The sequence below is a fragment of the Streptomyces sp. Q2 genome (assembly GCF_056820935.1).
The window spans coordinates 21,532-37,098 of record NZ_JBXEJE010000045.1 but is presented as its reverse complement, the minus strand read 5'-3'; the positions used below and the strand labels follow the sequence as shown (position 1 = coordinate 37,098).

Below are 15,567 nucleotides of genomic sequence, written 5' to 3'. Positions count from 1 at the left end.
ACGTGCTGTCCGAGAATGTGAGCCGGATCGTGAACGCCCGGGTGGGCGACCCCGGCGCCGTCGCGGCCGCCGCTGCGCGCCGGGTGAAGGCTCCCTCCCTGCTCGGCGAGCACGGCAAGGCCATGATCATCGCCGCCGACCACCCTGCCCGCGGCGCCAACGGCGTCGGCGGGGACCCGAATGCGATGGCGGACCGGTTCGAACTGCTGGAGCGCCTGTGCATCGCGCTGGAACGGCCCGGCGTGACCGGTGTCCTGGGAACCGCGGACATCCTCGAGGACCTGCTGCTGCTCGGCGTGCTGGACGGTAAGAGCGTCTTCGGCTCCATGAACCGGGCGGGCCTGGCCGGGTCGGTGTTCGAGATCGATGACCGGTTCACCGGCTACGACGCCGCCACGATCGCCGCGATGGGCTTCGACGGCGGCAAGATGCTCACCCGCATCGCGCTGGGCGACCCCGCCACACCGGCCGTCCTGGAGAACAGTGCCCGAGCGATCGATGAGCTGAATGACCGTCAGCTCATCGCGATGGTCGAGCCGTTCCTGTCCGCCTGGCAGGACGGGAAGATCCGCAACGATCTGTCCACCGATGCCGTCGTCAAGTCCGTCACCATCGCCTCGGGGCTCGGCCGGCGTACCGCCTACACCTGGCTCAAGCTTCCGGTGGTGGAGGACATGGGACGGGTGCTGTCCTCTTCCACCCTCCCGGCGCTGCTGCTGGGCGGCGAGGTCAAGGACGCGGACGCGGCCTTCGCCTCATGGGGCAAGGCGTTGCAGCAGCCGACCGCGCAGGGGCTCGTCGTGGGCCGGTCTCTGCTCTACCCCTCGAACGGTGACGTCGCCGGTGCGGTGGACAAGGCGGTGAGCCTGCTGTGAGTAAGTACCACCTGCCGACGGGGACTTCTTCCGATGGCCCCTATGACCTCCTGGTCACGCCGGAGTCGGCGGGCTGGGGATACTCCGGCCTGAGGATCCTGACCCTCACGCCGGGCGAGGCACACGCCGTGTCCACCGGCGACTCCGAGTTCCTGGTCCTGCCGCTGACGGGCTCCTGCACCGTCACCACGGACGGCAGCGTCTTCGAACTCAACGGTCGGACAGGCGTGTTCGCCTCGGTCACCGACTTCGCCTACCTCCCCCGCGAGTCGGAGGCCCTGATCAGCAGTGCGGCCGGCGGCCGGTTCGCACTGCCCAGCGCCCGTACCGGGCGGAGCTCACTCTCCGCCCGGTACGGGTCCAAGGAGAACGTGCCCGTGGAGCTGCGCGGTGCCGGGGCCTGCTCAAGGCAGGTGAACAACTACTGCCTGCCGGGCACCTTCGAGGCCGAGCAGCTGCTGGTCTGCGAGGTCCTCACACCCGGCGGCAACTGGTCGTCGTATCCGCCGCACAAGCACGATCAGGCCCGGCCCGGCCAGGAGTCGGAGCTGGAGGAGATCTATTACTCCGAGGTCTCCGGCGGCGAGAACGGCTTCGGCTACCTGGGGGTGCCCCCGCGCGAGCGAAGCCGAGCGTGGGGGAAGGTGCACGGGACCGCCGAGCGGCCGATCGACGTGCTGGCCAAGGTGCGTTCCGGGGACACGGTGCTGATCCCGCACGGCTGGCACGGGCCGTCCATCGCCGCGCCCGGCTACGACCTGTACCACCTCAACGTCATGGCCGGCCCCGGCCCAGACCGTGCCTGGCTGATCTGCGACGACCCCGCCCATGGCTGGATGCGTTCGACCTGGGACGCCCAGGACATCGATGACCGGCTGCCGTTCGCGGCCGAGGAGAACCACTGATGAACACGATCAGACTGACCACCGCTCAGGCCTTGGTGCGTTTCCTGGCGAACCAGTACAGCGAGCGCGACGGCCAGGAGCAGCGCCTCATCCCCGGGGTGTGGGGCATCTTCGGGCACGGCAACGTGGCCGGCATCGGCCAGGCGCTGCTGCAAGCGGCCACGACCGGCGAGGCCGACCTGCCCTACTACCTCGCCCGCAACGAGCAGGGCATGGTCCACGCCTCAGTGGCCTACGCCAAGATGCGCGACCGGCTGGCCACCTTCGCCTGCACCGCCTCCACCGGCCCCGGCTCCACCAACATGATCACCGGCGCGGCGCTGGCCACCACGAACCGGCTGCCGGTCCTGCTGCTGCCCTCTGACATGTTCGCCACCCGCGCCGCCGACCCGGTGCTGCAACAGCTGGAGGACACCCGCGGCGGGGACGTCACCGTCAACGACGCCTTCCGCGCCGTATCCAAGTACTTCGACCGTATCTCGCGGCCCGAGCAGCTCATCCCGGCCGCCCTTGCGGCCATGCGGGTGCTGACCGACCCGGTCGAGACAGGTGCCGTCACCCTCGCGTTGCCGCAGGACGTGCAGGCCGAGGCGTACGACTGGCCGGTGTCGTTCTTCCGGCGGCGGGTGTGGCACGTGGGCCGCCCGGTGCCGGAGGCGGCCGCCGTCGAGCGGGCCGCCCGTCTGCTGCGCAATGCCCGCAAGCCGCTGATCGTGGCGGGCGGCGGGGCCGTGTACTCCGGCGCCGAGACCGTGCTGCGCGCGTTCGCCGAAGCCACCGGGATCCCGGTCGCCGACACCCACGCCGGCAAGGGCGCCGTCCCCTGGGACCACCCCTACGCCGCCGGCGGCATCGGCTCCACCGGCTCGTATGCCGCCAACGAACTCGCCCGCGAGGCAGACGTGGTGCTCGGCATCGGCACCCGCTACTCCGACTTCACCACCGCCAGCCACACCGTCTTCGGCAATCCGGACGTCACCTTCGTCAACCTCAACGTGGCCCGCCTGGACGCCGTCAAACACTCGGCGGAGCCGTTGGTCGCCGACGCCCGGCTCGGCATCCAGGCCCTCGCCGGAGCGCTGGACGGCTGGGAGGTCGAGGAGACCTACCGCCGTCACATCCGCCAGCTGATCGCCCGGACGCGGCAGATCGAGGACGAGTGCTTTGCTCCCGAGCGGAACACCGGTGATCTGCCCGCCCAGACGCAGATCCTCGGCGCCCTGAACGAGGTCCTCGGCGACCGTGACGTGGTCATCAACGCGGCCGGCTCCATGCCCGGCGACCTGCAGCAGCTGTGGCGCGCCAGAGACCCGAAGGCTTACCACGTCGAATACGCCTATTCCTGCATGGGATATGAGGTCGCCGCCGGTGCCGGTGCCAAGATGGCCGACCCGACCCGCGAGGTCGTCGTGCTGGTCGGCGACGGCTCGTATCTGATGATGGCCCAGGAGATCGTCACCATGGTCTCCGAGGGACTGAAGGTCATCATCGTGCTTGTCCAGAACCACGGCTTCGCGTCGATCGGTTCGCTGTCGGAGTCACTCGGCAGCCAGCGCTTCGGCACCAAGTACCGCTTCCGCGAAGGCGATTCGGGCCTCCTCGACGGCGACGTCCTCCCGGTCGACCTCGCCGCCAACGCCTCCTCCCTCGGCGCGGACGTCCTGCACGCCACGTCGGTGGAGGAGTTCCGGGCGGCGATGGAGAAGGCCAAGGCCGCCACCCGCACCACCGTCGTGCACGTCGAGACCGATCTCTACGGCCCCAACCCGCCCGGCCACGGCTGGTGGGACGTCCCGGTCAGCGAAGTCTCCGCCCTGGAGAGCACCCGCACCGCACACGAGACGTACTCCGCGAACAAGCGCGCCCAGCGGCACTACCTGTAACTCCCGTACCCGCAAAGGAAACCCGCACCGTGACCACCATCCAGCACTGGATCAACGGCGCTCCCGTCCAGGGCACCGCCACCGCCACCCAGCCGGTCTTCAATCCGGCCACCGGCGCCGAGCAGGCCCAGGTCGTCCTCGGCGGCGCGGCCGACGTGGACGCCGCCGTCCAGGCTGCCTCTGCCGCCTTCGAGGCCTGGTCGGAATCGTCGCTCACCCAGCGCACGCAGGTGATGTTCGCCTTCCGCCAGCTGCTCCTCGAGCACGAGGAGGAGCTGGGCCGGATCATCTCCGCCGAGCACGGCAAGACCGTCGACGACGCCCGCGGCGAGATCACCCGGGGCCGCGAGGTCGTCGAGTTCGCCTGCGGCCTCGGCGACATCCTCAAGGGCTCCTTCTCCGACCAGGTCTCGCGTGGCGTGGATGTGCACAACTTCCGCCAGCCCCTCGGCGTCGTCGCAGGCATCACCCCGTTCAACTTCCCCGCGATGGTGCCGCTGTGGATGCACCCCATGGCCATCTCCACCGGCAACACCTTCATCCTGAAGCCGAGTGAGCGCGACCCGTCGGCCGCGAACTTCGTCGCCGAGCTGTACAAGAAGGCCGGACTGCCCGACGGTGTCTTCAACGTGGTGCACGGTGGCAAGGACGCGGTCGACGCGATCCTCACCCACCCCGGCATCGAGGCCGTCTCCTTCGTCGGGTCGACTCCGATCGCCAAGTACGTGCACGAACAGGCCACCGCGCACGGCAAGCGCGTCCAGGCCCTCGGCGGCGCCAAGAACCACGCCGTCGTCCTGCCCGACGCCGACCTCGAATTCGCCGCCAACCACATCACCGCTGGCGCCTACGGCTCCGCCGGCGAGCGCTGCATGGCCGTCTCCGTCGCCGTCGCCGTCGGCGAAGCCGCCGACGGACTCGTGCAGGTGCTGGAGCGCAAGGCCCGCGAGGTGAAGGTCGGCCCCGGTGACCAGCCCGGCACCGAGATGGGGCCGCTGGTCACCAAGGCCGCCCAGGAGCGCGTCGAGAGCGCGGTCGGCGTCGCCGCCACGCAGGGCGCCACCGTCGTCGTCGACGGCCGCGGTCTCAAGCTCGACGACCCCGCCTACGCCGAGGGCTTCTTCACCGGCCCCTCCCTCCTGGACCACGTCACCACCGAGATGGCGGCGTACAAGGAGGAACTCTTCGGCCCGGTGCTGGCGATCCTCCGAGTCGAGACCCTGGACGAGGCGATCAACGTCATCAACGCCAACCCCTACGGCAACGGCACCGCCCTGTTCACCGCCTCCGGTGAAGCCGCCCGCCGCTTCCAGCGCCACATCAAGGTAGGCATGATCGGCATCAACGTGCCGGTGCCCGTGCCGATGTCCTACTACTCCTTCGGCGGTTGGAAGGACTCCCTCATCGGCGACTCCCCCATCCACGGCCCCGAAGGCATCCGCTTCTACACCCGCCCCAAGGTCGTCACCACTCGCTGGCCCCAGCCCAAGCAGCAGGTCAGCGCGGGCTTCAACTTCCCCACCTCCAACTGAGTTTCCGTGCCGCTCTCCGAAGGACACACCATGGCAACGGCGCCACCTCCCTTCCGCACCACTGCGGGCAACCTCTGCCTGGGCTCGGCCCCCGACTCGTGGGGCGTCTGGTTCCCCGAGGACGAGCACCAGGTGCCGTACACCCGCTTCCTCGACGAACTCGCCCAGGCCGGCTACGAGTGGCTGGAGCTCGGCCCCTACGGCTACCTCCCCACCGACCCGCAGCGCCTCAAGGACGAACTCGACGCCCGCGCCTTGCAGGTCTCCGGCGGCACCGTCTTCGGTGCGCTGCACCGCCCCGACGCCTGGGACGACATGCTCGCCCACGTCCGGCAGATCGCCGGCCTGACCGCCGCCGCCGACGCCCACCACCTCGTCTTCATCCCGCCCATGTACCGGGACGAGAAGACGGGCGCGTTCACCGAGTCGCCCGAGCTGACCGCCGAACAGTGGGCGGGCTTCGGCAGGGCCGCCGACCGGCTCGGCAAGCTGCTGCTCGACGAGTACGACGTACGCCTCGTCATCCATCCGCACGCCGACAGCCACATCCAGACCCAGCCCGAGATCGAACGGCTGCTGAACGAGTCCGACCCCCGCTACACCAACCTCTGCCTGGACACCGGCCACGTCGCCTACGGCGGCGGCGACAACCTCGACCTCATCCGCCGCTTCGGCGAACGCGTCGGCTACGTCCACATCAAACAGATGGACCCCGCCGTCCTGGCCCAGGTCGCCGCCGAAAACCTCTCCTTCGGCGAGGCCGTCAAACGCGGCGTCTGCGTCTCCCCGCCCGCCGGCGTCCCCAACCCCGCCGACATCGTCACCGCACTCGCCACCCTCGACGCCGAGCTGTTCGTCATCGTCGAACAAGACCTCTACCCCTGCGCACCCGAGGTACCGCTGCCCATCGCCGTCAGCACGCGCGAGCACCTGGCCGGCTGCGGCCTGACCGGCACCCGACGCCCGAGGCTGACGCTCCCTGCCGACGAGCAGCCGAGCAGAGCCCCCAAGTAACCAAGCCACCGGCTCGCGCGGTGGCCGGCGCATGGAGACCCCCGGCGCAGTTGACGCGCCGTGGCGGGCTTCTATGCGGTACTCACGGCTTCCGCGCGAGACTTCTAGAACGTTACAGGCTTCATGGGCCACCGGACACTTGACAGCGGCTTATGGTGACTGGCGTACTGGTGAGAACATATAGAACGTTCTAGTTTCCGGTCGTCCGGAGATGAGGAGAACCACGATGTACGCACTGGCGGTCTGTGCGGAGATGGTCTTCCGCGACCTTCCGATCAAGGAGCGGGCGCGGCGTATCCACGAGGCCGGCTTCCAGGTCGAGATCTGGGACTGGACGAGGCACGATCTCGATGCCCTCGCCCGCTCGTCCGCCGAGATCGTCTCGATGACGGGGTACGTGAGCGGCAGCCTCACCGATGACGACGGCGCCGCCGAACTGTTGCGCACGGCCGAGGAGTCACTCAAGGCGGCCGAGCACCTGGGCTGCACTCGCCTGAACCTCCACGGAACCGGTCTGGACGGCCAGGGGCTGCCCGTGGTACCGGTACCCGGGGAGCCCACCGGCGCGATGTGGATGGCCGCGCACCGCACACTCACACGGATTGCCGAGCTCGGCGAGAACGCCGGGGTCACCTTCACCCTGGAGAATCTCAACACCGCCGTCGATCACCCCGGGGTGCCCTTCGCGAAGGCTGCCGACACCCTGGCGCTGGTTGCCGCTGTGAACCGGCCCGGTCTGCGCATGAACCTGGATCTGTACCACGCCCAGATCGGCGAGGGGAATCTGATCGAGCTGGTGCGCCGCGCCCACGGCGCGGGACTCATCGGTGAGATCCAGGTGGCGGACGTGCCGGGCCGCTGCGAACCCGGCACGGGAGAGATCAACTACCCGGCCATCGCCCGCACCCTCGCAGACATCGGCTACGACGGCACCGTCGCCATGGAGGCATGGGCCTCCAGCGACAGCGAGGCCGCTCTGGAACGCTTCCGGGCCGCCTTCACCGTCTGACAGGAGCGGCCGCGGGACATCTGCCCCGCCCTCGCGTCCGCGCACCACGGCAGCCGCCACCACCGAAGCCACGACGTAGATCACGGAGTATGTGCCATGACCTCCCCCCAGTCCCTCGCGGTCGGCCTCATCGGCGCCGGACGCATGGGCTCCTTCCACGCCGAGACCCTGGCCCGCCGCCTCCCCGGTGTACGGCTGGCCGCCATTGCCGATCCCGCACCCGGGGCCGCGAAGGCTCTGGCCGATCGTCTCGGCTGCCCCAAGACGTACACGGAGATCGGTGACCTGCTCGACGACCCCGAGATCGAGGCGGTCGTGATCGTCACGCCCGCCCGCACCCACGCCGGACTCATCGAGGCCGCAGCACGCGCCGGCAAGTCGGTCTTCTGCGAGAAGCCGATGGCCATCACCCTCGACGAAGCCGACCGCGCCATCACCGCCGCACATGAGGCGGGCGTGGCGCTCCAGGTGGGCTTCAACCGCCGCTTCGACGTCGGCTTCCGCGCCGCCCACGAGAAGATCACCGCCGGTGACATCGGTACCCCGCAGCTGCTGCGTTCCCTCACCCGGGACCCCAAACTGCACGACCCGTCGCGCATCCCGCCATGGACGATCTTCCTGGAGACGCTCATCCACGACTTCGACGTCCTGCGCTACCTCAACCCCGGCTCAGAGCCCGTCGAGGTCTTCGCCATGGCCGACGCCCTGGTCCGGCCCGACTTCAAGAACCACGGACTGCTCGACACGGCCGTGGTGACGATCCGCTTCGACAACGGCGCCATCGCCACGGCGGAGGCCAACTTCCAGGCGGTGTACGGCTATGACGTCCGCGGTGAGGTCAAGGGTTCGACCGGCATGCTCACCCTGGGTGACCTGCGCAGCAGCCACCTCACGTCCTACGGTGCGGCCGGCGCTGCCGCCGAGTGCGTCAGCTACGACCAGGATCTCTTCCACGCGGCCTACGTGGCCGAACTGGCCGAGTTCACTGACAGCGTCCGGGACAAGCGTGCTCCGTCGGTGACCGGCGAGGACGCTCGGGCCGCGCTGGGCATCGCCCTCGCCGCGATCGGTTCGATCGCCACGGGCGGTGCGGTCAGCGTGGGTGACGTCAGGGAGAGCCCGGTGACAGTGCGGCCGTAGCACCGAGCACACGCACGCCGCCTCGGCGGCGCCGTCTTCAGCCCAAGCGGCCGCCGCCAGGGTCCTACCTCTCACGTCACCGTGCCGTTGCCGAGCCCCCTCCTGAAGCAACGCCCACATGGAACGTTCTACAATCGGTCCCCAGCAGACGAGACCGACCAGGAAGAGGACAGGATGCCTGCGACCCCGGCGGTCCCGGACGGGAAGCGGCCGACGCTCGCCGACCTGGCGACGCGGGCAGGTGTGTCCACCGCGCTGGCCTCCATCGTGATGCGCGGGGCGAAGGGGGCCAGCGCCGCCACCCGCGAGCGTGTCCTGGAGGCCGCGCGGGAGATCGGCTATCGCCCGGACGCCCGGGCGAGACTGCTGCGCAGCCACCGCTCCCACCTGCTCGGCGTGCAGTTCGGCCTCCAGCATCCCTTCCACGCCGACCTGGTGGAGGGCATCTACGCCACCGCCGAACCAGCCGGATACCAGATCGCGCTGAGCGCCGTGACCGCCGGACGGGGTGAGCAGCGTGCCGTCGAAACCCTGCTCGACGACCGCTGCGAGGCGCTGATCCTGCTAGGCCCACAGGCCCCCGCCTCACGGCTGACGGAGCTCGCCGGGCAATTGCCGGTCGTCTCTGTGGCCCGCCACCTGCGGCCACCCGTCCCCGGCCTGGAGGTCGTACGGACCGCCGACGCCAAGGGCGCCCGCCAGGCGGTCGACCACCTCGTGGCGCTGGGCCACCGCGCCATCGCCCACATCGACGGCGGCAAGGCACCCGGCGCAGCCGACCGGCGACGCGGCTACCGCACCGCCATGAGCCGTCACGGTCTCACCGAGCACATCCGCGTCGTGCCCGGGGGCCTCACCGAGGCAGAGGGCGCCGAGGCCGCCCAGGTTCTCGCCGCTTCCCACCCGCGCCCCACCGCGGTCCTCGCCTTCAACGACCGCTGCGCGACCGGTGTCCTCGATGTCTTCCTCCGCAGCGGCATTCCCGTCCCCGGCGCCATCTCCGTCGTCGGCTTCGACGACAGCCATCTGGCCCGCCTGGCCCATATCGACCTCACCACCGTCGGGCAGGACATCCCCCGCCTCGCCCACCTCGCCGTGGACCGGGCCATCGCGCGCCTGGACGGTCGCGACACCGGTACCAGGGAACAGGTGGTCGCTCCACACCTCGTGGTCCGGGGGACGACGGCCCCGCCCTCTACCGCACCGGCCACCTGAGCGTCGTCTGGGCCAACCTCGCACCGCACACAGTCCCACGCGCCTCCAATACCTGAGGAATGGGGCACAACGGCGACTCGGCGACTTTCTCCGCTCCCGTCGCGCCCTCCTCACCCCAGACACCGCCGGACTGCCTCCGGGCGCGGGGCGCGCCGGGTGCCCAAGCCGTGAGGAGGTCGCGCCCCTGGCGGGTGTCACCACCGACTACACCCGCCTGGAGCAGGGCCGCCACCCGCACCTCTACGAAGCCGTCCTGGCCTCCGTCCCCCACGCCCTGCGTCTCGACGACGAACGCGGCTACCTCTTCGCCCTCACCCGTATGACCGCACGAATTCCGCGCTTGCGCAGGTGCTTGCGGATGGCACGGGAGGAGTACGCCTAATAGGCATGTGGGTTGGCCGGTTGGGCCGATCGGCAGGGGCCAGAGTGAGACGTCTGGTTTATACGCAGCGCCAGGAGTGCTTCGACAAGACGGACGCGTCAAACCCCAGCGCCCCTGGAGGTCGCTCTCCCAGGTCGAGTTGGCCACCGCCTGCCCTTCGTCCGCTCGACGGCGGCAACCGAGAGAGCGCCCCATGGGGATCCCATACGCACCTGGGTGCCAGACGCGATGCGTCCGGCACCCAGAACGGAGCACTACCGACGAGACGCGGCTCGGCCTCGCCGGTACAGGATGGCGCCGCCCGTCAGCAGGAGCGCGGCGACGGCTGAACCCACAAGCGCCTGCTCTCCAGCCCCGGTGTCGGGGAGGGAGGGCGGCTCCGTCGGGGGTGAGGCGGGTGGCTTCGTCGTCGAGGGCTCGGGGTGCGGGGCGGTCGGCGGCGCCGACGTGGGCGGCTTCGTCGCCGGTGGTGTGGTCGGCGGCTTCGGTTTGGCCGGCGGCGTGGTGGGGGGCTGTGTCGACGGTGTGTCCCCGTAGCCTCCCGGCGTGTCCGAGTCGTCGCCGTAACCACTGTCGTCGCCGTAACCACTGTCGTCGCCGTAACCACTGTCGTCGCCGTAACCGCTTTCGGCGTCCTCGTGGCCATAGCCACCCTCGTCGGTGACGGGCGACGACGGTCTCGGCTCCGCCGACGGCGCGGTGGGAGGCTGTGTCAAAGGTGTGTCCCCGTAGCCTCCCGGCGTCTCCGAGTCGTCGCCGTAACCACTGTCGTCGCCTCCGCTTTCGGCGTCCTCGTGGCCATAGCCACCCTCGTCGGTGACGGGCGACGACGGTTTCGGCTCCGCCGACGGCGCGGTGGGAGGCTGTGTCGACGGTGTGTCCCCGTAGCCTCCCGGCGTCTCCGAGTCGTCGCCGTAACCACGGTCGTCGCCTCCGCTTTCGGCGTCCTCTTGTGCTTCGCCACCCTCGTCGGTGTGGGTCGACGTCGGATTCGGCTCCGCCGTCGGCGCGGTGGGAGGCTGTGTCGACGATGTGTCCCCGTAGCCTCCCGGCGTGTCCGAGTCGTCGCCGTAACCACTGTCGTCGCCGTAACCGCCGGGCTCGCGGTCATCGCCGGAGGCGGAGCCGTGGGGAGCATCGTGCGATCCCTGCGTGCTCGTACGACTGGTGGTCACGGGAGCCTCGGCGGGCGAGTCCGCCAACGCCGGAATGCCATACAGGGGCATGATGCCCGTCGCGGCGACGGCTAGGACCAATCCCCTGCTCAGTTTCTGTCGCAATCTCGTCGTCTTCCTGCTCGTAGATAGGGTAAAAGCCAGCCCTGGAGTAGAAGGAACTGGGCCAGGACCGGACCGGGCCACAGCCCGTCGGCCGGTGTACTGACGTGGGTTGATCGCTACCGGACCGGCAGAGTGCTGTGCGGAATCTGTACGTCTTGCATGCCGGGGACCGAGTAGGGGCGCCTGCCGTAGGAGTTGGGCATCGGGTGGTGCATCACACGCCTGCGTCGGCTGCAGGGTTCCTCATCAGCTCTTTCCCCTTCTCTTGCGGATCTGTCTTGAAATGGTTTTCCCTCACCCATAGTCCGCCTCCGCTTGTTCTGGCTGGTCCAGTGGGGGGATCCGGTGAAGTGCCAGTACGGGCAGGACGTGCAGCGGTAGATACGGTTCGGGGTTTTTCTCCAGCAGTGGCTGCTTGACCAGCCAGAACCTCGCCTCGAAATTCAGCACGGAACGACGCTTTACCTGTGTCAGGGCATCGAGGCGAGATGATCGTATCAGCTGCTTTCCCTACGAGATGCGATTTAAAGCGCATTTTCTCTTCATCGGGGGGCAGTCTGATAGCGCATCAGCAGGAATGCAATCAAGCAGGTGACACCCTTTCGGATGAGTAATCATCGGCTTTCATCGGCATGACGCCGCGCGCCCGGCTGACATGAATTGGGCTGATCGGATGATGGTCCCCAACTTGGTTCGTGCGGGCGAGGCGGTCGATCGCGGCGACGTGGTGCTTCGCTTCGCGCCGCTTCTTGTGGCAATAGGCGTGCGAGTCGGGCTGGGGCAGCGAGGCAGAAAGCTCGCTTGGGTTGCTTGTTACTTCGCCGGGAGAGGTGCTCGCTGCGGATCGAGGAGTCGGACCGGCGGGTAACCGGAGCAAATCCGGCTTGAGCGGTCAGGTGGCCTGCTGTGGCGAAGCTGCCGTCGGCGACGTCGCCACCTACACCCGACTGCTGGTCGTCCGGCCGCTCGCAGCCGACCTGCGGCTTCTTGGAGAAGCCCGTCCCACCGGGCAGACTCACCCCGGCCCGTGTCCGCCGGGGGTTTCGGAACCTCCGCCGGTGGACTGTCTGAGCTGGCCGGACCGTTTGGACAGGTCGCCATGGATGAACCCGGCCCGGGTCAGACGGCGAGTACGAGCGCGAGGAAGTGGTTGACGTCCCTCGCACAGAGTGCGGGTCATTCGCAAGGTCAGCGTCTTCACAAGGGCGCTGTCGCGGGTGCAGCACAGATCGCGGCTGCTACATGGGTTGGGTCTCGCGGAGTCGGTCGAGCCGTGCGATGATCGGGCCCGCCGTGATGCCGTGCAGCACGACCGAGGCCAGCACGGTGAAGGTCACCACTGCCCATAGCTCCCGCTCCGGGACGACGAAGCCGTGCTGGCCCAGGGCGTAGGCAAGGTAGTACAAGGAGCCGATCCCCCGGACGCCGTATGCCGCGACGACCCAGCGTTCCCGACTCTCCAGGGAGCTCCGCAGCAGTCCGGCCCACCCCGCAAGCGGTCGAATCACCAGCAGCACCACGCACGCGGTTGCCGCGCCCCACCATGAAAGTGCAGACAGGCCCCCCAGCGCGACGAAGGCGCCCAGCAAGAACAGCACGGCCGCTGTCAGCAGGCGCTCCACCTGCCCCGTGAAGTCGTGCAGGACGTTGTGGTAGCCGTGGGCCCGTTCGGCGGCCCGGATGGCGCACGCGGTGACGAACACCGCCAGGAAGCCATACCCCTCGGCGAGGCCGGCGAACGGCCGGTGCAGGTCAGGCAGGCGGTGCCCGGCTCAGTGGTGCCGCACTGGAAGGAAGGGCTCGCCCCGGCGGTTCTCGCGCCGGACTACCAGCGGATCATGGACGTCCTGGCCGGCGGGAACGGAACGCGCGGGGAGACGATGGACTGTCGCCAGCTCGCGGCCGCGCTCGGACTGGAGCCGGTCCCGGCGAAGGTGGAAGGGGTGCGGCCGTAAGCGGCGGGGAGTCTGGGTGATGGGTCATGACCCTCAGGCTGGAGACCCGGGCCGATCATGGACTATCCGGCAGAAGGCTGCCGTGTCCCTGCCGAGTGGTGGGTGCTACCCCGCCGTGTGGCTGGAGCTGCCGCTCGCCGGGCCGCATGAGCTCTACGTGGCTTTAGGGTCGAGTCGACATGGGCCGGACGGCATGAACGAAGGTGAGGCGGAGCGCGTGATCCGGGTAGTGGTGGTCGACGACGAGGCACTGGTCCGCTCGGGCTTCGAACTCATTCTGGGCGCGTCCGAGGACATCGAGGTCGTCGCGACCGCGAGCGGCGGCCACGCGGTGGAGGCCGTCCGGCGGGAGCGGCCGGATGTGGTGCTGCTGGACATCCGGATGCCGGACGTCGACGGGCTCACCGTCCTGCGCGAGCTGCGGACGATGCCGGATCCGCCGGTGGTGGCGATGCTGACCACGTTCGACGCCGACGAGTACATCCTGACCGCGCTGAACTCCGGCGCGGCTGGCTTCCTGCTCAAGGACACGGAGCCGGAGCAGCTTGCCCACCTGGTGCGGACCCTGGTCGCGGGCGGTGTGGTGCTGTCGCCCAAGGCGTCGCGGACGCTGCTGCACAGCCACCCCGGCACCGAGGCGGCCGTCGACGAGGAGGCCGCGCGGGTCCGGCTGCTCACCGCGCGGGAGCGCGACGTCCTCGTCCTGGTGGCGGAGGGACTGTCGAACGCCGACATCGGGGCGCGCATCCACCTGGGGGCGGGCACGGTGAAGGACCACGTCAGCGCGATCCTCACGAAGCTGCGGGTGACGAGCCGGGTGCAGGCCGCGCTGCTGGCGCAGCGGGCCGGGCTGCTCGACGAGCGCCCGCGGTCGGAGGCCGGCCGATGAGCCGTGCACGTGCCGTGTGGCAGCGGGTTCCCGCGCCGGTGGTCGACATCGTCCTGGTGGCGGTGGCGGCCGTGGATGTGCTGGTGGTGGACATGTGGGAGCACACGCGTCTCGAGGTCACGCTGGCCGCGGTCGGCTGCGCCGCGTTGGCGTTCCGGCGCAGGTTCCCGCTCGGCGTCTTCCTGCTCACCCTGCCCATCGCGCTGATGCAGGATGTCGCCGTTGCTGTGCTCGCGGCGCTGTTCACGCTGGCCGAACGCTCCCGCAATCGCCGTCTCCTCGCGGTGTGCGTCGTCCTGGCCGCCGTCGCGAGCAGTACTCCGTGGCCCCTGGCCGCGGCGGACCGGACCATGACCCTGGTCTTCTTCGTGTACGGCCTGGCAACCGGCGTCGCCCCGGTCCTGTTCGGCCAGCTTCTCCAGGCACGACGGGACCTGGCGCGGCGGCTGGACGAGGTCGAGGAGGCCAGGGAGCACGAGCGGACCCTGCACGCCCAGGCCGTGCTCGCCCGTGAACGCGCCCAGCTGGCCCGCGAGATGCACGACGTGGTCTCCCACCAGGTCAGCCTGATCGCCGTACGGGCCGGGGCGTTGCAGGTCGCCGCCAAGGACGCGGACGCCAAGGAGGCCGCCCGCACGATCCGTTCACTGAGCGTCACCACCCTCGACGAGCTGCGCACCATGGTCACGCTGCTGCGCGCCTCCGGCGGAAAATCCACCGAGCTGACGCCGCAGCCCACCTTGGCCGACCTGCGCAAACTGGTCGAATCCAGCGGCACTCACACGGAGCTGACGGGTGAGCTGCCGCCCACCGTGGGCACACCCGCCCAACGCGCCCTTTACCGCACGGTTCAGGAGGCGCTGACCAACGTCCGCAAGCACGCCCCCGGCGCCAACGCTCGCGTCGAGCTGTGGCAGGACGGGGACGGTATTGGAGTGACCGTCACCAACACCCCTCCCGCGCGCCCCTCCCTCTCCTTGCCCGGTTCGCAGCAGGGCTTGCTCGGCCTGCGGGAACGGGCCGAGATCCTGCACGGCACCCTGGACGCGGGCCCGACTGCTCAGGGCGGCTACCGGGTGCGGCTGAGGGTTCCCCTGAGCGCGGACTGACATGCTGTTCTGTCGGCTTGCGGCTTGCGGCTCACACGTGAGCCTCGACCGGCAGCGCACGCCGACGCCCCTGGACCGTGCTCCGCCGGCTTGCCTTTTGTCCAGCTCCCCGTCCTGACCGTGTCCGGTGCCGCGTCAGCCCGGTGAGGATGCCGGAACCAGGCTGACAGCCCTGATCGCCGCCTCACTTCAGCAGGGTGCTGACCAAGGCGACGGCCGCTCCCAAGAGCGCGTCAGTACCGCCGATCCTGACGGCTCGTCCCCCCGTACGGCCTGCGGCCCGGGAGGCGAGCAGGCCCCAGCCCAGGAGCAGGACGGTGTTGATTCCGAAGGCGACGTACTCGATGCCTGTGGAGTGCCATCAGCCAAGGCCCCCCCC

General features: G+C 69.7%; 14 protein-coding genes and 1 pseudogene. 11 read left to right on the top strand and 4 right to left on the bottom strand.

The features are described from left to right. Positions 1 to 2: 2 nt before the first annotated feature. The 8 genes from ACWBNA_RS38200 (at position 3) to ACWBNA_RS38165 (ending at position 9,573) form a co-directional block, all read left to right on the top strand. Positions 3 to 875 carry a Cgl0159 family (beta/alpha)8-fold protein gene (locus tag ACWBNA_RS38200; RefSeq protein ID WP_482709136.1) on the top strand — a complete coding sequence of 291 codons (873 nt, stop codon included), beginning with the start codon at positions 3 to 5 and terminating at the stop codon, positions 873 to 875. Continuing rightward, positions 872 to 1,780 (top strand): 5-deoxy-glucuronate isomerase, encoded by a 909-nt coding sequence (iolB, locus tag ACWBNA_RS38195; protein WP_482709135.1) that lies wholly within the window; start codon positions 872 to 874, stop codon positions 1,778 to 1,780. Before ACWBNA_RS38200 ends, iolB begins: the two co-directional genes overlap by 4 nt. Then, positions 1,780 to 3,663, top strand: coding sequence for a 3D-(3,5/4)-trihydroxycyclohexane-1,2-dione acylhydrolase (decyclizing) (gene iolD, locus ACWBNA_RS38190; protein WP_482709134.1), 1,884 nt, complete (start codon positions 1,780 to 1,782; stop codon positions 3,661 to 3,663). The genes iolB and iolD overlap by 1 nt, the downstream gene beginning before the upstream one ends. Positions 3,664 to 3,692: 29 nt before the next feature. Then, positions 3,693 to 5,195, top strand: coding sequence for a CoA-acylating methylmalonate-semialdehyde dehydrogenase (locus ACWBNA_RS38185; protein ID WP_482709133.1), 1,503 nt, complete (start codon positions 3,693 to 3,695; stop codon positions 5,193 to 5,195). 30 nt (positions 5,196 to 5,225) lie between these two features. Beyond that, positions 5,226 to 6,209: a TIM barrel protein gene (locus ACWBNA_RS38180; RefSeq protein ID WP_482709132.1), complete on the top strand. Its 984-nt coding sequence runs from the start codon at positions 5,226 to 5,228 to the stop codon at positions 6,207 to 6,209. Between the two features lie 226 nt (positions 6,210 to 6,435). Beyond that, positions 6,436 to 7,218 (top strand): TIM barrel protein, encoded by a 783-nt coding sequence (locus ACWBNA_RS38175; protein WP_482709131.1) that lies wholly within the window; start codon positions 6,436 to 6,438, stop codon positions 7,216 to 7,218. 96 nt (positions 7,219 to 7,314) lie between these two features. Next, positions 7,315 to 8,358 carry a Gfo/Idh/MocA family oxidoreductase gene (locus ACWBNA_RS38170; RefSeq protein WP_482709130.1) on the top strand — a complete coding sequence of 348 codons (1,044 nt, stop codon included), beginning with the start codon at positions 7,315 to 7,317 and terminating at the stop codon, positions 8,356 to 8,358. Positions 8,359 to 8,532: 174 nt separating this feature from the next. After that, a complete protein-coding gene (locus ACWBNA_RS38165; RefSeq protein WP_482709129.1) occupies positions 8,533 to 9,573 on the top strand; it encodes a LacI family DNA-binding transcriptional regulator in 1,041 nt (346 codons plus the stop codon). Positions 9,574 to 10,209: 636 nt separating this feature from the next. On the opposite strand, the gene ACWBNA_RS38160 is transcribed toward ACWBNA_RS38165, so the two are convergent. The 4 genes and pseudogenes from ACWBNA_RS38160 to ACWBNA_RS38145 form a co-directional block, all read right to left on the bottom strand. Then, complete coding sequence (locus ACWBNA_RS38160) at positions 10,210 to 11,130, bottom strand: LPXTG cell wall anchor domain-containing protein (protein ID WP_482709128.1); 921 nt, start codon at positions 11,128 to 11,130, stop codon at positions 10,210 to 10,212. Positions 11,131 to 11,529: 399 nt separating this feature from the next. After that, a complete protein-coding gene (locus ACWBNA_RS38155) occupies positions 11,530 to 11,685 on the bottom strand; it encodes a hypothetical protein (RefSeq protein WP_482709127.1) in 156 nt (51 codons plus the stop codon). Positions 11,686 to 11,849: 164 nt separating this feature from the next. Then, positions 11,850 to 12,131: a hypothetical protein gene (locus tag ACWBNA_RS38150; protein WP_482709171.1), complete on the bottom strand. Its 282-nt coding sequence runs from the start codon at positions 12,129 to 12,131 to the stop codon at positions 11,850 to 11,852. A gap of 342 nt (positions 12,132 to 12,473) precedes the next feature. Then, positions 12,474 to 12,965, bottom strand: a pseudogene (locus ACWBNA_RS38145) (cation:proton antiporter domain-containing protein); the annotation flags it as partial. 33 nt (positions 12,966 to 12,998) lie between these two features. On the opposite strand from ACWBNA_RS38145, the gene ACWBNA_RS38140 reads away from it, so the two are divergent. The 3 genes from ACWBNA_RS38140 (at position 12,999) to ACWBNA_RS38130 (ending at position 15,188) form a co-directional block, all read left to right on the top strand. Then, positions 12,999 to 13,190, top strand: a complete 192-nt coding sequence (locus ACWBNA_RS38140) for a hypothetical protein (protein ID WP_482709126.1) — start codon at positions 12,999 to 13,001, stop codon at positions 13,188 to 13,190. A gap of 193 nt (positions 13,191 to 13,383) precedes the next feature. Beyond that, entirely contained in the window at positions 13,384 to 14,079 is a 696-nt protein-coding gene (locus tag ACWBNA_RS38135; protein WP_030043109.1) for a response regulator, read from the top strand. Further along, positions 14,076 to 15,188, top strand: a complete 1,113-nt coding sequence (locus ACWBNA_RS38130) for a sensor histidine kinase (protein ID WP_482709125.1) — start codon at positions 14,076 to 14,078, stop codon at positions 15,186 to 15,188. Before ACWBNA_RS38135 ends, ACWBNA_RS38130 begins: the two co-directional genes overlap by 4 nt. The last annotated feature ends 379 nt before the right edge of the window (positions 15,189 to 15,567 follow it).